Raw genomic sequence first — 17890 nt, forward strand, 5'->3', positions numbered from 1 at the left:
CCGGCGGTGCGCCGCCTCGTGGCCGAGACCCGGGTCCACCCGGCCGACCTGGTCCTGCCGGTCTTCGTCCGCGACGACCTCGACGCGCCCCGTCCCGTGAGCTCCATGCCCGGGGTCGTCCAGCACACGCCGGACAGCCTCCTGCGGGCGGCGGAGGAGGCGGTGGGCGCGGGCGTGGGCGGGATCATGGTGTTCGGCGTCCCGGCCGAGGAGGTCAAGGACGCCACCGGGTCCTGCGGCACCGACCCCGACGGCGTCCTCAACCGTGCCCTGCGGTCCCTGCGCTCGGCGCTGGGGGACCGCACGGTGCTCATGAGCGACCTGTGCCTGGACGAGTTCACCGACCACGGCCACTGCGGTGTCCTGGACGCCCGGGGTCGGGTCGACAACGACGCCACCCTGGAGCGCTACGCCGACATGGCCGTCCAGCAGGCCCGCGCCGGGGCGCACGTGGTGGCGCCCAGCGGGATGATGGACGGCCAGGTCCGCGTCGTGCGGGAGGCCCTGGACGCCGCCGGCCACGAGGACGTCGCCGTGCTGGCCTACACCGCCAAGTACGCCTCGGCCGCCTACGGGCCGTTCCGCGAGGCCGTCGGCTCCAGCCTGCGCGGCGACCGGGCCACCTACCAGCAGGACCCGCCCAACCGCACCGAGAGCCTGCGCGAGCTGCGTCTGGACCTCGCCGAGGGGGCGGACATGGTCATGGTCAAGCCGGCCCTGCCCTACCTGGACGTGCTGAGCGACGTCGCGGCCACCGCGGACGTGCCCGTGGCCGCCTACCAGGTGAGCGGGGAGTATGCCATGATCGAGGCCGCGGCGGCCCGGGGCTGGATCGACCGCGACCGGATGGTGCTGGAGACGCTCACCTCGATCCGCAGGGCGGGGGCCTCCCTGGTCCTGACCTACCATGCGGTGGACGCGGCCCGACTGCTGCAGGGGGCAGACCATGGGAGAGACGACTGAGGGTGCCGTCGAGGTGCGCTGGCTCGACGAGGAGGAGCAGCACGCCTGGCGGGCGATCCTGAGAGCCACCCATCTGGTGTCGCTGGCGATGGAGGAGGCCCTGGCCCCGCACGGGGTGAGCCTGGGGGAGTACGAGCTGCTCTCGATGGTCGCCGAGTCACCCGGGCGCCGGATGCGGATGGCCGAGCTCGCCGACCTCGTCGTGCAGTCCCGCAGCAGGGTCAGCCACACACCGCGTCGCGGCTCGAACGGCGCGGCTGGGTGCGGCGGCTGCCCTCCCCGGACGACCGCCGCGGCGTGGTCCTCACCCTCACCGACGAGGGGTATGCAGCGGTGCAGCAGCTGGCGCGCGTGCACGTGGACAGCGTGCGCCGGGCGTTCCTGGACCACCTCGACCGTGACCACCTGCTGGCGCACGGCGAGCAGATGCGACGCGTCGTGCGCGCCAACCGCGCGCACGAGCACCAGGCGGGGGACGCCGTCTGACCCGTGGCAGGCTGGGCCCATGAGTCGCACCGCACATCCCGACGAGGCCCCCGCCAGCCAGGCGCTGCTCGACCGTGCCCGCGCGGTCATCCCCGGGGGGGTGAACTCCCCGGTGCGCGCCTTCGGTTCCGTGGGCGGCACCCCGAGGTTCATGAGCTCCGGCAAGGGCCCCTGGCTGGTGGACGCCGACGGTCGCCGCTACGTCGACCTCGTCTGCTCGTGGGGCCCGATGATCCTGGGGCACGCCCACCCCGACGTGCTCCGGGCGGTGACGGAGGCGGCGGCGGACGGCTTCTCCTTCGGCACGCCGACGGCGCGCGAGGTGGCCCTGGCCGAGGAGATCGTCGCCCGGGTCGGACCCCTCGAGTCGGTCCGGCTCGTCAACTCCGGCACCGAGGCCACGATGAGCGCGATCCGGCTGGCCAGGGCCTTCACCGGCCGGTCCGTGGTGGTGAAGTTCGCCGGCTGCTACCACGGCGCCGTCGACGCCCTGCTCGCCTCGGCCGGGTCGGGGGTGGCCACGTTCGCGCTGCCGGACTCCCCGGGCGTGCCGCCCAGCAGCGCGGCCGAGACGGTCGTGCTGCCCTACAACGACCTCGCCGCGGTGGAGGCCGTCTTCGCCGAGCAGGGCGGGCAGATCGCGGCCGTGATCACCGAGGCAGCACCGGGCAACATGGGCGTCGTGCCGCCTGCACCCGGGTTCACCGCGGGCCTGCGGCGGATCACCCAGCAGCACGGGGCCCTGCTCGTCAGCGACGAGGTGATGACCGGCTTCCGCTGCTCGGCCTCCGGCTGGCTCGGCCTGGAGGGTGTCCCGGAGGAGGGCGCACCCGACCTGTTCACCTTCGGCAAGGTCATGGGGGGCGGCTTCCCCGCCGCGGCCTTCGGCGGCCGGGCGGACGTCATGGCGATGCTGGCCCCGGCCGGGCCGGTCTACCAGGCGGGCACGCTGTCGGGGAACCCGGTCGCCTCCGCCGCCGGGCTGGCCACCCTGCAGGCGTGCACGCCGCAGGTCTACGCCCGGCTCGACGAGGTCGCCGACACCCTCACCGCGGCGGTGAGCGACTCCTTCGGGCGGCACGGCATACCCCACCGGATCCAGCGGGCGGGCTCGATGTTCAGCGTCTTCCTGCGCGAGGGGGAGGTGCGCGACTACGACGACGCACGGGACCAGGACGCCGTCCGCTTCGCCCGGTTCTTCCACGCCATGCTGCGCCGCGGCGTGCACCTGCCGCCGAGCTGCTACGAGTCGTGGTTCGTCTCCGCCAGTCACGACGACGCGGCGGTCGAGCACGTCGTCGAGGCGATCGCGGGGGCGGCGGCCGAGACGGCCTGATCGTCCAGTGCCGTCCCAGGATGGCGTGAGACGATCCGCGCCATGCCCTCCGCCGCCCGCGAGCCCCGCGCCCTGCCCGACGGCACCCCGGTCACGACCGTCCACGTCGTCCGGCACGGGGAGGTGGAGAACCCCGCCGGGGTCCTCTACGGGCGGCTGCCGGGGTACCGCCTCTCCGAGCGCGGGCGGGAGATGGCCCTGGCCACGGCGCAGGCGCTCTCCGACCGGGACCTCACCCACGTCCTCGCCTCACCGCTGGAGCGGGCCCGCGAGACGGCCACGCCGATCGCCAGCGCCCACGGCCTGGAGGTCTCGACCGACGAGCGGCTCCTGGAGTCCACCAACCACTTCGAGGGGCTCACCGTCGGCCGGGGGGAGGGTGCCCTGTGGCGGATGCGTCACTGGGCGGCCTTCGTGGACCCGTTCACCCCCTCGTGGGGCGAGCCCTACCGCGAGGTGGCGGCCCGGATGCGCGAGGTGCTCGACGACGTGCGCCGGCGCGCCGAGGGTCACGAGGCGGTCATGGTCAGCCACCAGCTGCCGGTGTGGATCCTGCGGCGCTCGCTCGAGGGACGGCGCCTGTGGCACCACCCCCGTCACCGGGAGTGCTCCCTGGCCTCGGTCACGAGCGTGCTCTTCCACGGGATCCACCCCGTCCGCGTCTTCTACGACGAGCCGGCCGCCCACCTCCTGCCCGGGGCCCTGGACGTGACCGGCACCTCCACGGCGGTGATCGAGGCGTGAGGAGGATCTCCGGTGCCCTCCTGCCCCTGCTGGCCGTCGGAGCGCTCCTCGCCGGCTGCAGCGCGGAGGGCAGCACGATCAACGCCCAGATGCGCGAGGGGGACCAGAAGGGCTACGTCGCCGGCGACGGGTCCATCGAGAGCCTGACGCCGGAGCAGCGCAGCACCCGGTCGCCCTGGAGGGGACCACCCTGGAGGACGAGCCGTGGGCGCTCGCGGACCAGTCCGGCACGGTCGTCGTCATCAACGTGTGGGGTTCCTGGTGCGGCCCCTGCATCGCCGAGACGCCCGACCTGGAGGAGGTCGCCACCGGGCTGCGCGAGACCGGTGAGCCGGTGCAGTTCATCGGGGTCAACTCCCGGGACTCGGTCCCCAGCGCCCAGGCCTTCCAGGAGAAGTACGACGTCTCCTACCCCTCGCTGCAGGACGACGGCGGCCGCACCCGGGCGCAGCTGGGCAGCATCGCGGTGGCCACCCCCACGACCCTGGTCGTGGACGGGCAGGGCCGTCTGGCGGCACGGGTCAGCGGGCAGGTCGACGCGGCGACCCTGCGCGGGCTCGTGGACGACGTGCTGGCGGGGGAGACCGCAGGGTGAGCGAGCTCGTCCTCTCCGGCCCCCTCCTGGGCGCCGTGCTGGTCGCCGCGCTCGCCGGCCTGGTCTCCTTCGCCTCCCCCTGCGTGCTGCCGCTCGTGCCCGGCTACCTGGGCTACCTCGGGGGGATGGCCCCCGGCGCGCCGGGCCCCGTCGCCGGGGCGGACCGGGCGGCCGGTTCCGTCGGCCGGGCGGGGACCTGGCGCCCGGTGGCGGGGGCGGCCCTCTTCGTCCTGGGGTTCTCGGTGGTGTTCATCGCGATGAGCGTGGTCATCTCCGGGCTCGGGCTGGCCCTCATCGAGCACCAGGGTCTGCTGCTGCGGATCGGCGGGGCGGTGGTGGTGGCCCTCGGGCTGGTCATGGCGATGCAGCCGTCGTTCTCCTGGCAGCCGCGGTGGCGTCCCGCCGCCGGGCTGGCGGGCGCGCCGCTGCTCGGCGTGGTCTTCGGCCTGGGCTTCTCCGCCTGCACCGGCCCGGCCCTCGCGGCGATCCAGACGCTGGGCACCTCGATCATGCCCGGGACGGGGCCGGAGATGGTCGGCAGAGCGGTCGTCCTGGCAGTGGCCTACTGCGCCGGTCTCGGTGTCCCCTTCCTCCTCGTCGCCGCCGGGATGGGCCGGGTCTCCCGAGGGTCCTCCTGGCTCCGCGACCACCACCTGGTCATCCAGCGCGTCGGCGGCGGTCTGCTCGTGCTGCTGGGCCTGCTGATGGTGACCGGGGTGTGGGCCGAGGTCACCGCCTGGATCCAGGCCCGGCTGACCAGCGACTTCACCACGGTGATCTGACGATGGGCACCGACCGGGGCACCCGGGCCGACGGGGTCGACGTGGAGGCGCCGCAGCGGATCGAGCCGTCCTACCCCAAGAACCGCGCGACGCTTGGCGGCCCGCGCCTGGGTCCGGCCGGCTGGGCACGGTGGGCCTGGCGGCAGCTGACGAGCATGCGCACGGCGCTCGCGCTGCTGCTGCTGCTCGCCGTCGCGGCGGTCCCGGGCTCGATCTTCCCCCAGCGCGGGGTGGACCCCGTCCGGGTGCGCCGCTACCTCGAGGACAACCCGGGCGCCGGTCCCTGGCTGGACCGCCTGGGGATGTTCGACGTCTACTCCTCGCCGTGGTTCGCCGCCATCTACCTGCTGCTCATGGTGAGCCTCGTGGGCTGCATCCTGCCCCGGTCGGCCCAGCACCTGAGGGCACTGCGGGCCCTGCCCCCACGCACGCCCCGACGGCTGCAGCGGCTGCCGGCCCACCGGGAGGCGCAGGTCGGCGCGGCCCCCGAGGAGGTGGTCGCCGCCGCCCGGCAGGTCCTGGCCGGCCGCCGGTTCCGCATCCGGCCGCAGGAGGACGGTGCCCTGGAGGTGTCCGCCGAGAAGGGCTACCTCAAGGAGACCGGCAACCTCGTCTTCCACCTGGCCATCCTCGGTGTGATCGTCTCGGTCGCCGTGGGCGACCTGTTCGGCTGGCGGGCGGAGGTCATCGTCAAGGAGCGCGAGACCGTGACGACCGGTCCTGCGGCCTTCGACACCCTCGACCTGGGGCCCCTCGTCGACCCCGACGACCTGCCGGTGTTCTCGCTGCGCTGGACGAGCTCGACGTCGAGTTCGAGGCGGAGGCGGAGGGCGCCCAGTTCGGCCAGCCGCGGGTCTTCGCCGGGCAGGTCACGGTGCAGGAGGCGCAGCAGGCCCCCTCCACCCAGGAACTGGCCGTCAACGCCCCGGTCGGCGTCTCGGGCACCTCGGTCTTCCTGCTCGGCAACGGGTACGCCCCGGTGGTCACCGTCCGCGACGCCGACGGTGAGATCCTCTTCAGCGACGCGGTCACCTTCCTGCCCCAGGACAACACCTACTCCTCCACCGGGGCGATCAAGGTGCCCGCGGCCGACCCGGGGATGGGCTTCGTCGGGGGCTTCCTGCCGACGCTGACCTTCGATCCCGAGCTGGGTCCCACCTCGGCCTTCCCCGGGCTCGTGGACCCCGCCCTGGTGCTGACCGTCTTCGAGGGCGACCTGTTCCCCCAGGGGCGCGCCCAGTCGGTGTTCAGCATCGAGACCGACACGATGGAGCAGGTGATGCAGGAGGACGGGACGCCGACCCGCCTGCTCGTGCGCCCCGGCGAGGTGGTCGACCTCCCCGGCGCCCGGGGCACCCTGGAGCTGGAGACGGTCGTGCGGTGGGGGGGCCTGCTGGTGCGCCACGACCCCGGCCGGATCCCGGCGCTCGCCTCGGCCGTCGCCGCCATGCTGGGGATGATCCTCATGCTGGGGGTCCGCCGGCGCCGGGTGTTCGTGCGGGTGGACGCTCCCGACGGTGCGCGACGGCATACTGGGATCACCGTCGCGGCCCTCCCCAAGGGCACGGACCCCGGGCTGGAGGACCTCGTCGAGCAGGTCCTCGACCAGATCCTGGACGCGGCCGGTGGCCGCGCGACGCAGAAGGACGGAACCGTATGACGAACACCACGCAGGCGCTCGCCTCCGACTACCTCGTCTGGGGCGCGGTCGTCGTGCTCGCCCTGGCCCTGCTCGCCTTCTCGGTGCACCTGGCCGTGACCGGGTCCGCCCGGACCCGCCGCGCCGACCGTGCCGAACCGGCCGACGACCGGGCCCCCCGGGCGGCGGTCGTCGGAGCCGGCGTCGCCGGGAGCGGTGAGGGCGCCGGGAGGCTCGACGCCGACGGCCTCGACCCCGCCCGCACCGCCCGCACCGACGGCGCCGGGAGCGACGTCACGGAGTCCACCGGCGGCACGACCCCGCCCGGCCACCCGGCCGGGTCGCCCGCACCGACGCGCCGGTGGGGGGTGGTCGGCCTGCAGCTGACCTGGCTGGCCACCTTCGCCGTGGTGGCCGGCACCGTGCTGCGTGCGCTGTCGGTCTCCCGGGCGCCGCTGGGCAACATGTACGAGTTCGCGCTCGTGACGGTGTCCTTCGCCCTCCTCGTCTACTCGGGCTGGAGCCTGCGGCGCGACCGTCTGTGGCTCGGCGCGTTCATCGTGCTGCCGGCGCTCCTGATCCTCGGGGCGGCCCGCCTGTGGTGGTACACCGAGGCCTCCCAGCTCATGCCCGCCCTGGACAACATCTGGCTGGTCATCCACGTCACGATCGCCACGCTCTCGATCGCGCTCTTCACGATCGGCGCCGCGCTGGCCACCGCCTACCTGCTCAAGGACCGGGCCGAGCGGCGCGGGGGAGCCGACGGCTGGCTCGCGGCCCTGCCCGGGGCGCAGGCACTGGAGCGGATGACCTACGGCATCCACATCTTCGCCTTCCCGCTGTGGACCTTCGCGCTGGTCTCCGGAGCGGTCTGGGCCGAGCAGGCCTGGGGCCGCTACTGGGGCTGGGACCCCAAGGAGACGTGGACCTTCGTCATCTGGGTCGTCTACGCGGCCTACCTGCACGCCCGCGCCACCACCGGGTGGAGCACCCGCCGGGCCACGGTCGTGGCCCTGGCCGGCTTCGGCTGCGTCATCCTCAACTACACGGTCGTGAACCTCCTCATGACCGGTCTGCACAGCTACTCCGGAGTGAGCACGTGATCGCCGTCCGCTACACCGTCATGCGCCTGATGATCTTCTTCGGGTTCCTGGCCCTGTTCGTCCTCGTCGGGCTGGACCAGATCTGGGCGCTGGTCTTCGCCGCCCTGTTCTCGATGGTGACGTCCTACTTCCTGCTCGCCCCCGACCGGGAGCGCCTGGCCCGGGGCGTGGAGCGCACGGTCGAGGAGCGCATCTCCCGGCGGGAGCGCAAGGTCGACGAGGGACGCACGGCCGAGGACGAGGAGGACGCCGAGATCGACGGCCCCGGGCGCCCGCGGGACGTCTGAGTCCCGCGGGGGTCCGGCCGGTCAGGCCAGCGCGAGCCCCAGGGTGAGAGCGGCGGCATACCCCAGCTGGAGCAGGCCGGTCCGCCCGAGCGCGGGCAGCAGCTCACGCCCGTAGGTCTCGCCGAGCACCTGCCGCACCGGGGTGAGGGCCAGGGGCGCCGCGAGCAGCCCGAGCAGGGCGGTGGGGTGCTGGACGGCGGCGAGGAGGACGGCCACGAAGGCACCCACCACGAGCCACAGGTAGAGCCGGCGGGTGCGCGGGTAGCCCAGGCGCACCGCCAGCGTGCGCTTGCCCGCGGCCCGGTCGCCCTCCAGGTCGCGCAGGTTGTTGGTGACGAGGATCGCCGAGGGGAGCAGGCCGCAGCCGATCGCCCCGCCGACCGCGCCGAGGTCGAGGGTGTGGGCCTGCGTGTAGGTGGTGCCGAGCACGGCGAAGAGCCCGAAGAAGACGAAGACCATGACCTCGCCCAGCCCCCGGTAGCCGTAGGGGTTGCGGCCGCCCGTGTAGTGCCAGGCGGCCCACAGCGCCGCGGCGCCGGCCAGCGCCAGCCACAACGTGTTGGACAGCGCCACGAGGGCCAGACCGGCCAGGCTGGCCGCGAAGAAGCAGGCGAACGCGGCGGTCCTGACGTTGCGCGGGTCGGCCACCCCGCTGCCGACCAGACGCAGCGGGCCGACCCGGTCGGCGTCGGTGCCGCGGATCCCGTCGGAGTAGTCGTTGGCGTAGTTGACCCCGACCTGGAAGCCGAGGGCCACGACCAGGGCGAGCAGTCCCAGCCCGAGGTCGGCCCGGCCGGCGGCGTGCGCGGCCGCGGTGCCCACCATGACGGGGGCGACGGCGGCCGGGAGCGTGCGGGGGCGCGCCCCCTCGATCCACTGGGCGAGGGTAGCCATGGGGCCGGCTCTACAGTCCCTTCAGGAAGTCCGGGTCGTCGTCGGGTCCCAGCGGGCCGCGGGGCGGGCCTCCGCCCCCGCGGGGCCCGAGGATGGACTCCAGGATGCTCACGGGCCGGCCGGCGACGAGCCAGGCGGCCCCGCCGACGAGGGGGAAGAGCAGGATCATGACCAGCCAGAGGGGCTTGGGCAGGCCGCGGACCTTGTCGTCCTCGGTCTGCACCGCGTCGACGACGCAGTAGATGGTCAGCGCGATCAGCGCGACGGACAGGACAACTCTCAGCACGTACCGCTCACCTCCTGACCCTGACCCTGACGTCCGTGCGGACGTCGAACCTCCATTCTGCCATCCGTGAGCCAGCTCCCGTCACGTCGGGGCCTCCTGCAGCAGCCTGGCCACCCGCAGGCGGTCCGGTTTCCCCGAGGGCAGCAGGGGTATGGCGTCGCCCACCAGCAGCCGGCGTGGCAGTGCGTGGCGGGGCAGGGTGGACGTCAGCGCCTCGCGCACCCGGCCCAGGTCCGTGCCCGCGCCCCCGGCCGCGGGGCCGGTGAGGACGAGCAGGGCGGCGACGACCTGCCCCCACTCGGGGTCGGGGACGCCGACGACGAGCGCGTCCTCGACCTGCGGCACCGTCCGCAGCGCGGCCTCCACGTCCCGCGGCTCGACCTTGTGCCCCCCGGTGACGATCAGGTCGTCGAGCCGGCCGAGGATCTGCAGACGCCCCTCCCGCAGGCGTCCGCGGTCACCGGTGACGAACCACCGCCGACCGTCCTCGACGACGAAGGAGGCGGCGGTCAGGTCGGGGTCGTCCAGGTACCCGTCGGCCAGCACCGGCCCCGCGATCCGGACGCGGTCGTCCGAGGACCGGTGCGGACCAGGACGCCGGGCAGGGGACGGCCGTCGTAGACGCACCCGCCCGCGGTCTCGCTCATGCCGTAGGTGCGCACGACCCGGACGCCGGCGGCCTGCGCCCGGGCCAGGAGGTCGGGCTCCGCCGCCGCACCGCCCAGCAGGACGGCGTCCAGCCGGGCGGCCGCCGCCGCACCGGGTCCCTCGCCGAGCACGCGGTGCAGCTGCGTCGGGACCAGCGAGGCGTACAGGGGCACCCGCCCCTGCGCGCTGCTGCGGCGGCCCCGCCCGGCCGCCTCGTCCACCGCGCGGACGAAGGCGGCGCAGGTGAACGGCCTCCCCTGCGCCAGGGCCACCGGGACGGTCCCGGCGAGGACCGACCGGGCGAGGACCTGCAGCCCGGCGACGTGGTGGGTGGGCAGGGCCAGGACCCACCGGCCGTGTCCTCCCAGGACCGCGGCGGTGGCCTCCCCCGAGGCCCGCAGCGCCGGTGCTCCGAGCCGGACCCGCTTGGGGCGGCCCGAGGAGCCCGACGTGGCCACGACGACGGCGGGTCCGTCCGCGGGAGCGGCCGGGTCCAGGATCTGCTCCAGGCGTGCGGACACCTCGGACCAGCGGGCCCCGGCGGGCACCACGAGGTCGTCCGGGTGGGTGCGGAGCACCCCGGCGGACGAGGGCGGGCGGGTCACGTCAGCGGGGGTCCGGCGGCACGAACGAGCGGTCGAGGTCGACGTACCAGCGACCCTCGATGCGGGTCAGCGTGATCGTCTCCTCGCCCAGGGAGTCGGCGAACAGCGGCGAGACGTTGTCGCGGTCCACGACCGCGGTGTCCCCGTCCACCTCGGCGCCGGCGATCTCCATCCCGGCCAGCATCGTCGCCCCCTCCTCGTCCAGGCCCTGGGCGTCGACCTCCTCGGCCAGCACCACGGGCAGCAGCTCCGCGCAGAGCTCCTGATCCTCCTCGACCTCGCTCATCGGGCGCTGGACGTCGCTGAAGGAGACCATGTGGTCGCAGGCGGCGGGGTCGGCCCGCACCATGGCGGCGACGAAGGCCTGGGCCACGTCGGCGGCCGCCTGGCCGTCCTCCCCGCCCTCGACCTCCTCGGGGTCCACGGTGGCCCGGGAGGTGTCGGCACCGTCGGTGGTGGCGTCCCCGTCGGTGCCGGGGTCGATGCCGGGGTCGGTCCCGTCCGGGCCGGCGGTCGACCCGCCCGCGTCGTCCCCAGCGCCGGTCCCACCGTCGGTGGTGGCCGGGTCCTCCGGCGCGGCGTCCCCCGTCGGCGCCGGTGGTGCCTCCGGGGACCCGTCCCCGCTGCAGCCGGACAGAGTCAGCGCGGCCACGGTCAGGACGATGAGCGGTGCGCGTCGCACGGGTCGTTCCTCCCCGGTGGCCGGACTGCGGACGGATGCTCTCCAGTCTCCCACGGTCGCGGGGCGCGGCGCAGATGCTCTCAGTAGTACCAGGGGAAGCCGGACCAGTCGGGGTCGCGCTTCTGCAGGAACGAGTCCCGGCCCTCCACCGCCTCGTCGGTCATGTAGGCCAGCCGGGTGGCCTCGCCGGCGAAGACCTGCTGCCCCATGAGCCCGTCGTCGGTGAGGTTGAGGGCGAACTTGAGCATCCGCTGGGCGGTGGGGCTCTTGCCCATGATCTCGCGGGCCACCTGCAGCGCCTCGGCCTCCAGGTCGGCGTGGTCGGCCACGATGTTGACCGCGCCCATGCGCTGCATCGTCTCCGCGTCGTAGGTCCGCCCCAGGAAGAAGATCTCACGGGCGAACTTCTGGCCGACCATCCTGGCCAGGTAGGCCGAGCCGTAGCCGGCGTCGAAGCTGCCGACGTCGGCGTCGGTCTGCTTGAACCGCGCGTGCTCGCGGGAGGCGATCGTCAGGTCGCACACCACGTGCAGGCTGTGCCCGCCTCCGGCGGCCCAGCCGTTGACCACGGCGACCACGACCTTGGGCATGGTCCGGACGAGCCGCTGGACCTCCAGGATGTGCAGCCGGCCGCCCTCCGCCTTCACCCGGGCCTCGTCGACCCCCTGCGCCGTGGGGTCCGCGTCCGGGGCGCTGGCGTACTGGTAGCCGGACCGCCCCCGGATCCGCTGGTCGCCGCCGGAGCAGAAGGCCCACCCCCCGTCCTTGGGAGAGGGGCCGTTGCCGGTGAGCAGCACCACCCCGACGTCGGGGGATCGGCGCGCGTGGTCGAGCACCCGGTAGAGCTCGTCGACGGTGTGCGGACGGAAGGCGTTGCGCACCTCCGGGCGGTCGAAGGCGATCCGGACGCAGCCGACGTCGCGGGCCCGGTGGTAGGTGACGTCGGTCAGCTCGAACCCCGGCACCTCCTCCCACGCCTGCGGGTCGAAGGTCTCCGAGACGGACCGGGCGTCCGCACCGCCGTCCTGGGTGTCGAGGCTCTCGTGACCGACGTCGTGAGCGTCGTCGTCGGGCGTCGTCGAGGGGTCGGGGGTGCGCTGCTCGTCCACGCCGATCACCCTAGTCGGGGCGGGGAGGGCTCTTCCGGCGGGAGCCGGGCGCGGCCTACGGAGCCACCGGGTCGATCCCGAGGGACCGCAGGAGGTCGACGACCCGCCGGCGGATCTCGTCGCGGATGGGCCGCACGGCGTCCACCCCCTGGCCGGCCGGGTCGTCCAGCTCCCAGTCCTCGTAGCGCGTGCCCGGGTAGATCGGGCAGGTGTCCCCGCAGCCCATCGTGATCACCACGTCGGAGGCCTCGACCGCCTCGGTGGTCAGGACCTTGGGGATGCCGCCGGAGATGTCCACGCCCACCTCGGCCATGGCCCGGACCGCGGCGGGGTTCACCGCGTCCCCGGGGGCCGAGCCGGCGGAGCGGACCTGCACCCGGTCGCCGGCGAGGTGCTCCAGCCAGCCGGCCGCCATCTGGGAGCGGCCGGCGTTGTGGACGCAGACGAACAGGACGCTGGGGGTGCTCACGGAATCTCCTGACGGACGGGGGTGCGGACGGGGAAGCGGCGGCGCAGCGCCAGGGACACGTAGACCAGGCCGACGAGGACGGGCACCTCGATGAGCGGACCGACGACGCCGGCCAGGGCCTGGCCGGAGGTGACGCCGAAGGTCGCGATGGCCACGGCGATCGCCAGCTCGAAGTTGTTGCCCGCCGCGGTGAAGGCCAGCGTGGTCGTGCGCTCGTAGGTCATCCCGAGGACCCACCCGAGCGCGAACCCCATACCCCACATGATCCCGAAGTAGAGCAGGAGGGGCACGGCCATCCGGGCCACGTCCAGCGGCTGGGAGGTGATCCGCTCGCCCTGCAGCGCGAAGAGCAGCACGATCGTGAACAGCAGTCCGCGCAGCGCCCAGGGGCCTACGACCGGCAGGAACCGCTCCTCGTACCACTCCCGGCCGTGGGCGCGCTCGCCCCAGACCCGGGACAGCCACCCGGCCAGCAGCGGGATGCCCAGGAAGATGAGCACCGACTTCGCGATCTGCCACGGGCTGACGTCCAGGGCCGCCTGCTCGAGACCGAGCCAGCCCGGCAGCACCGTGAGGTAGAACCAGCCGAGGCCGGCGAAGGCGAACACCTGGAAGATCGAGTTCAGCGCCACGAGGACGGCCGCGGCCTCGCGGTCGCCGCAGGCCAGGTCGTTCCAGATGACGACCATGGCGATGCAGCGGGCCAGGCCGACGATGATGAGCCCGGTGCGGAACTCCGGCAGGTCGGGCAGGAACAGCCAGGCCAGCGCGAACATCAGCGCCGGCCCCACCAGCCAGTTGAGCGCCAGCGAGCTGAGCAGCATCCGGCGGTCCGCGACCACGGTGTCGAGGCGGTCGTAGCGGACCTTGGCCAGCACCGGGTACATCATCACCAGCAGGCCCAGGGCGATCGGCAAGGAGATGCCGTCGATCTCGACCGCGCCCAGCCAGGCGTCCAGGCCGGGCACGAGGCGGCCCAGCAGCAGGCCCAGGACCATGGCCACGCCGATCCACACCGGCAGGTAGCGGTCGGTCGTCGACAGCTGCGCGGTCGGCTGCGGCGGGGCGAGGGGAGGGGAGGTCATGGAGGTCCTTGCGGTCGCGACGGCGCTGCGGTTGTATCGACGACTGTCGAAGAACGCGCACCCGCAGTCTTGCCCAGGGCTTCGATCCTTGTCAAAGTATGCAGATGAGCCCGACGACCCTCGCCGCCCCCGACCCCGCCAGGCCGGCGCGGGCCGTCGACCCCGAGGTGGACGGGGGTCCGGGAGAGGGTCTGCGCCCCGCCGACGGCCCGGTCTGCTCGCCCACCTGCTGCCCGGCCGACGGGCTGGCCGTCGGGGAGGCCGAGGAGCTGGCCGGCCTGCTCAAGGCGCTCGCCGACCCGGTCCGGCTGCGGCTCTACTCCCGGATCGCCGACGGCGACGGGGAGACCTGCGTCTGCGACCTCGGGGACGTCGGGGTCTCCCAGCCCACCGTGTCCCACCACCTGCGCAAGCTGCGCGAGGCGGGGCTCATCGAGAGCGAGCGGCGCGGGACCTGGGTCTACTACCGCCCGGTGCGGGACGCCCTGGCGCCGCTGCAGCACGTGGCGCACTGGTCGGCCGACCGCTGAGGCCGGCCCGCGCCGAAGCCGCTCCTCGGGGGTGGCCACCGGGCCGTCCTCGCCGGGCGCCCCGGCCCTGCCCTCAGGGGCGGCGGGCGCGCACGAACGCGCTGGCGAAGGTGCCGTCGAGGGCGTCGACCAGCTCCTCCTGCGACAGTCCTGCCGGCAGCTCCGAGGGGTCGACCTGGTCGGCCAGCTCGACGAGCTCGGCCCGGGAGTAGCGCCGGGTGATCTCGACGCCCACGTCGGTGAAGCCGGCCGCCATGAGGATCTGGACGTACTCGTCGGCGTGCAGCGCGCCGGAGATGCAGCCGGTCCACAGGGCCACCACCGGTGCCAGCTCGTCGGCCACCGGTCGCAGCAGGACGATGTCGGAGACCGCCAGGCGGCCGCCGGGGCGCAGCACCCGGTGGGCCTCCCGGGCGACCGCGGGCTTGTCGGGGGAGAGGTTGACCACGCAGTTGGAGATGACGACGTCGACCGCGCCGTCCGGCAGCGGCACGTCCTCGATCGCGCCCTTCAGGAAGGTGGCGTTGTCCACCCCCGCCTCGGCCTGGTGGCGTCGGGCGAGCTCGAGCATCTCGGGTGTCATGTCGACGCCGTAGGCGGTGCCGCCGGGAGCGACGCGGCGGGCCGAGAGCAGCACGTCGAGGCCGCCCCCGGAGCCGAGGTCCAAGACGTCCTGCCCCGGCCGCAGGTCGGCCAGCGCCGTCGGGTTGCCGCAGCCCAGGGAGGCCGCCAGCGCTCCCGCCGACGGTGCCTGCGCGGGGTCGTAGAGGTCCGCGCTCATCGGGTCCTTGGTGGTCCCCTCGCAGCAGCCGCCCGAGGGTCCGCAGCAGCCGGGGTCCCCCTCGGCGGCCGGACGGCTCACGTCGGTGAGGGCGAGCGCGTGCCGGGCCGAGGCGGCATACCTGGCCCGGACCAGCGCACGGACGTCGTCGCGGTCACCCTCGACGGGGGTCGCCGGGGTGCCGGCAGGGGTGGCGGTGGTGCTCATGGGCGACCTCCTGGTCGTTGCATCGATGAATGTCGAATCAAGGTCCAGTGTGCTCCGGGCGGTGCGCGCTGTCAACGCCCCGTCCTCGTAGGCTGGCCCGGTCCGACCGCCCGTCGAAGGAGCGACCACGTTGACGCAGCCGCCCGCGCCGCAGCCGGGGCCCGAGCTCGACGGCCTGCCCTCCCTGGAGGACCTGCTCGCCGCCGCCCACGTGGTGGACCTGCCGATGCGCGTGCGCTTCCGTGGCGTCCTGCGCCGTGAGGTGGTCCTGCTGCGGGGCCCGCTCGGGTGGGCCGAGTGGGCCCCGTTCGTGGAGTACGACGACCGGGACGCCGCCCGCTGGCTGGCGGCCGCGGTCGAGCTGGGCTGGCGCGGGCTGCCGGACCCGGTGCGCACCGAGGTGGGGGTCAACGCCACTGTCCCGGCGGTCGGGCCCGCGGACGTGGCCGGGGTGCTGGCCCGCTTCCCCGGGTGCCGGACGGTGAAGGTCAAGGTCGCCGAGGGCGGCGAGGAGCTGACCGACGACCTGGCCCGGGTGGCCGAGGTGCGGCGGGTGGCGGGGCCGGGCGCCCGGGTGCGGGTCGACGCCAACGGTGCCTGGGACGTCGAGCAGGCGCGGGCGGCGCTGCGCCGGCTGGCCCGCCACGACCTGGAGTACGCCGAGCAGCCGTGCGCGACCGTCGAGGAGCTGGCGGCCCTGCGGGTGGCTCTGGCCCGGGACGGCACCGACGTGCCGGTCGCCGCCGACGAGTCGGTCCGCCGGGCCGAGGACCCGCTGCGGGTGGCCCGCGAGGAGGCCGCCGACCTGGTCGTCGTCAAGGTGGCCCCGCTGGGCGGGGTCGCCCGGGCGCTGGCCGTCGTGCAGGCGTGCGGCCTGCCGGCCGTGGTGTCCTCGGCGCTGGACACGTCGGTCGGGCTGGCGGCCGGCGTGGCCCTGGCGGCCGCTCTGCCGCGGCTGGACCACGACTGCGGGCTGGGGACCGCCGCGCTCCTGGCCGCGGACGTCGTGCCCGAGCCCCTGCTCCCGGTGGGTGGGCGGCTGACGACGGCCCGGGCCGACACGGCCCGCAGCGCCGTCGACCCCGCCCTGCTGGCGGCATACCGGGCCCCCGCGGAGCGGGAGCGGTGGTGGCGCGACCGGCTGGGGCGCGCGCACGCGGTCCTGGCCGGGACCCGTGGCCGGGACCGCCGGACCGGCGGGGTCTGACCCACCTCGGCCGCAAGGTTTTACCTTCCCGAAACGCGCGTAACGCAACCGTTACGCCGACGCGCCCGCTCCCGAAACATCGCTGCCCTTGACTGACGGGACCACGGTTCGTCCGCCCCCGAGGGCGTGGCCGGACGGGCCGTCCACCGCAACTCTTCAGGAGGCAACAGATGGAACTCACCGCAGGTGACGTCTGGGTCATGGTGTCCGCGGCCCTCGTGCTGCTCATGACGCCGGGTCTGGCGTTCTTCTACGGCGGCATGGCCCGCGCCAAGGCCGCCCTCAACATGGTGATGATGAGCTTCGTCTCGATCGGCATGGTCGGGGTGGTCTGGGTGCTCTGGGGCTACGGCATGACCTCGGCCCCCGGGGTGCTCGGCGGGCTCGTGGGCGACCCGTTCGCCGACCTGGGCCTGGCCCAGCACGTCGGCACCGCCGACCTCGTCGGGATCGGTTTCGGCGCGACCTTCGCGATCATCACCGTGGCGCTCATCTCCGGGGCGGTCGCCGACCGGACCCGCTTCGGCGCCTGGTCGGTCTTCGTGCCGGTGTGGGTGACGCTCGTGTACTGCCCGCTGGCCTTCATGGTCTGGGGCGGCGGGCTGCTGTCGGCCGACGGAGCCGTGGGGCGGGTCTTCGGCGAGGCGATCGACTTCGCCGGCGGCACCGTCGTGCACATCAACGCCGGACTGGCCGCGCTGGTGCTCGTCTACATCATCGGCTCCCGGGCCGACTTCGGCCGGACCAAGGGCTTCCACCGCCCGCACAACATCCCGCTGGTGATGATCGGCACCGCGCTGCTGTGGTTCGGCTGGTTCGGCTTCAACGGCGGTGCCGCGGGCACCGTCGAGGAGGCCGGCCTGATCTGGGTCAACACGATGGTCGCCCCGGCCGCCGCGATGCTGGCCTGGATGCTCACCGAGCGGGTCCGCGACGGCCGGCCCACCTCCATCGGTGCCGCCTCGGGCGTGGTCGCGGGGCTCGTCGCGATCACCCCGGCCTGCGCCAGCGTCTCCCCGCTGGGCGCCGTCCTCATCGGCCTGCTGGCCGGCGTCGGGTCCGCCCTGGCGGTCGGCCTGAAGTACCGCTTCGGCTACGACGACGCCCTCGACGTCGTCGGGGTCCACCTGGTCGCCGGCATCATCGGCACCGTGGCCATCGGCTTCCTGGCCCTGCCCGTCGACGGCGCGGGCGGCGGCCTCCTCTACGGCGGCGGCGCCGACCAGCTGGTCGCCCAGCTCGCGGCCACCGTCTTCACTGTGCTCTACACCGGCGTGCTCACCGCCCTGATCGGGCTGGCGATCGCCCGGACCATCGGGTTCCGGGTCAGCGCGGAGGACGAGGCCCGCGGGGTCGACCTCTCCGAGCACCGCGAGTCCGCCTACGCCTTCGGCGACGGGGATGCCTCCGACGTCGTCGAGGAGGCCCGCGTCTAGCAGGACCGCGCGCGGG

The 17890-nt window shown here is 74.4% G+C and carries 20 protein-coding genes and 1 pseudogene; 12 read left to right on the forward strand and 9 right to left on the reverse strand.

Annotated features, from left to right (window positions below; translation table 11 throughout):
• Positions 1-6: 6 nt before the first annotated feature.
• The 9 genes and pseudogenes from hemB (at position 7) to ACQ95T_RS02730 (ending at position 7935) form a co-directional block, all read left to right on the forward strand.
• A complete protein-coding gene (gene hemB / locus ACQ95T_RS02690; protein WP_431473500.1) occupies positions 7-963 on the forward strand; it encodes a porphobilinogen synthase in 957 nt (318 codons plus the stop codon).
• Positions 964-1224: 261 nt separating this feature from the next.
• Complete coding sequence (locus ACQ95T_RS02695) at positions 1225-1449, forward strand: hypothetical protein (protein ID WP_431473501.1); 225 nt, start codon at positions 1225-1227, stop codon at positions 1447-1449.
• A 19-nt stretch (positions 1450-1468) separates the two neighbouring features.
• On the forward strand, positions 1469-2785 hold the full coding sequence (gene hemL, locus ACQ95T_RS02700) for a glutamate-1-semialdehyde 2,1-aminomutase (protein ID WP_425939154.1): 1317 nt from the start codon (positions 1469-1471) through the stop codon (positions 2783-2785).
• 42 nt (positions 2786-2827) lie between these two features.
• Positions 2828-3529, forward strand: coding sequence for a histidine phosphatase family protein (locus ACQ95T_RS02705; RefSeq protein WP_425939156.1), 702 nt, complete (start codon positions 2828-2830; stop codon positions 3527-3529).
• Positions 3530-3719: 190 nt separating this feature from the next.
• Positions 3720-4124 (forward strand): TlpA family protein disulfide reductase, encoded by a 405-nt coding sequence (locus ACQ95T_RS02710; RefSeq protein ID WP_431473894.1) that lies wholly within the window; start codon positions 3720-3722, stop codon positions 4122-4124.
• Complete coding sequence (locus tag ACQ95T_RS02715; RefSeq protein WP_425939160.1) at positions 4121-4906, forward strand: cytochrome c biogenesis CcdA family protein; 786 nt, start codon at positions 4121-4123, stop codon at positions 4904-4906. The genes ACQ95T_RS02710 and ACQ95T_RS02715 overlap by 4 nt, the downstream gene beginning before the upstream one ends.
• Before the next feature lie 155 nt (positions 4907-5061).
• A pseudogene (gene resB / locus ACQ95T_RS02720) lies at positions 5062-6566 on the forward strand (cytochrome c biogenesis protein ResB).
• The gene (ccsB, locus tag ACQ95T_RS02725) at positions 6563-7648 is read left to right on the forward strand and encodes a c-type cytochrome biogenesis protein CcsB (protein ID WP_425939164.1); all 1086 of its coding nucleotides are present in this window, start codon (positions 6563-6565) and stop codon (positions 7646-7648) included. The pseudogene resB and the gene ccsB overlap by 4 nt, the downstream one beginning before the upstream one ends.
• Positions 7645-7935: a DUF4229 domain-containing protein gene (locus ACQ95T_RS02730; RefSeq protein ID WP_425939165.1), complete on the forward strand. Its 291-nt coding sequence runs from the start codon at positions 7645-7647 to the stop codon at positions 7933-7935. The genes ccsB and ACQ95T_RS02730 overlap by 4 nt, the downstream gene beginning before the upstream one ends.
• A gap of 21 nt (positions 7936-7956) precedes the next feature.
• Here the strand turns inward: ACQ95T_RS02730 and ACQ95T_RS02735 are convergent, their stop codons facing one another.
• From ACQ95T_RS02735 to arsB, 8 genes are all read right to left on the reverse strand, one after another.
• The gene (locus tag ACQ95T_RS02735; protein ID WP_425939166.1) at positions 7957-8829 is read right to left on the reverse strand and encodes a 1,4-dihydroxy-2-naphthoate polyprenyltransferase; all 873 of its coding nucleotides are present in this window, start codon (positions 8827-8829) and stop codon (positions 7957-7959) included.
• Positions 8830-8839: 10 nt separating this feature from the next.
• Positions 8840-9115 (reverse strand): PLDc N-terminal domain-containing protein, encoded by a 276-nt coding sequence (locus ACQ95T_RS02740; protein WP_425939168.1) that lies wholly within the window; start codon positions 9113-9115, stop codon positions 8840-8842.
• A gap of 81 nt (positions 9116-9196) precedes the next feature.
• Entirely contained in the window at positions 9197-9661 is a 465-nt protein-coding gene (locus ACQ95T_RS02745) for an AMP-binding enzyme (protein ID WP_431473502.1), read from the reverse strand.
• On the reverse strand, positions 9625-10368 hold the full coding sequence (locus ACQ95T_RS02750; RefSeq protein ID WP_431473503.1) for an AMP-binding protein: 744 nt from the start codon (positions 10366-10368) through the stop codon (positions 9625-9627). The genes ACQ95T_RS02745 and ACQ95T_RS02750 overlap by 37 nt, the downstream gene beginning before the upstream one ends.
• A gap of 1 nt (position 10369) precedes the next feature.
• Positions 10370-11050, reverse strand: coding sequence for a hypothetical protein (locus tag ACQ95T_RS02755; RefSeq protein ID WP_425939172.1), 681 nt, complete (start codon positions 11048-11050; stop codon positions 10370-10372).
• A gap of 80 nt (positions 11051-11130) precedes the next feature.
• On the reverse strand, positions 11131-12015 hold the full coding sequence (locus ACQ95T_RS02760) for a 1,4-dihydroxy-2-naphthoyl-CoA synthase (protein WP_431473895.1): 885 nt from the start codon (positions 12013-12015) through the stop codon (positions 11131-11133).
• Positions 12016-12214: 199 nt separating this feature from the next.
• Positions 12215-12574: an arsenate reductase ArsC gene (locus tag ACQ95T_RS02765; RefSeq protein ID WP_431473896.1), complete on the reverse strand. Its 360-nt coding sequence runs from the start codon at positions 12572-12574 to the stop codon at positions 12215-12217.
• A gap of 50 nt (positions 12575-12624) precedes the next feature.
• Positions 12625-13713, reverse strand: coding sequence for an ACR3 family arsenite efflux transporter (gene arsB / locus ACQ95T_RS02770; protein ID WP_425939178.1), 1089 nt, complete (start codon positions 13711-13713; stop codon positions 12625-12627).
• Positions 13714-13817: 104 nt separating this feature from the next.
• Between arsB and ACQ95T_RS02775 the strand changes: the two genes are divergently transcribed.
• Complete coding sequence (locus ACQ95T_RS02775; protein WP_425939179.1) at positions 13818-14243, forward strand: ArsR/SmtB family transcription factor; 426 nt, start codon at positions 13818-13820, stop codon at positions 14241-14243.
• A 73-nt stretch (positions 14244-14316) separates the two neighbouring features.
• Here ACQ95T_RS02775 and arsM read toward each other — a convergent pair whose 3' ends face one another.
• Positions 14317-15231, reverse strand: coding sequence for an arsenite methyltransferase (gene arsM, locus ACQ95T_RS02780; RefSeq protein WP_425939181.1), 915 nt, complete (start codon positions 15229-15231; stop codon positions 14317-14319).
• Positions 15232-15457: 226 nt separating this feature from the next.
• On the opposite strand from arsM, the gene ACQ95T_RS02785 reads away from it, so the two are divergent.
• Positions 15458-16438, forward strand: a complete 981-nt coding sequence (locus tag ACQ95T_RS02785) for an o-succinylbenzoate synthase (RefSeq protein ID WP_431473897.1) — start codon at positions 15458-15460, stop codon at positions 16436-16438.
• A gap of 170 nt (positions 16439-16608) precedes the next feature.
• Positions 16609-17874 (forward strand): ammonium transporter, encoded by a 1266-nt coding sequence (locus ACQ95T_RS02790; protein ID WP_425939185.1) that lies wholly within the window; start codon positions 16609-16611, stop codon positions 17872-17874.
• The last annotated feature ends 16 nt before the right edge of the window (positions 17875-17890 follow it).

This window comes from Ornithinimicrobium carbonis, assembly GCF_050703245.1.
GTDB lineage: Bacteria > Actinomycetota > Actinomycetes > Actinomycetales > Dermatophilaceae > Ornithinicoccus.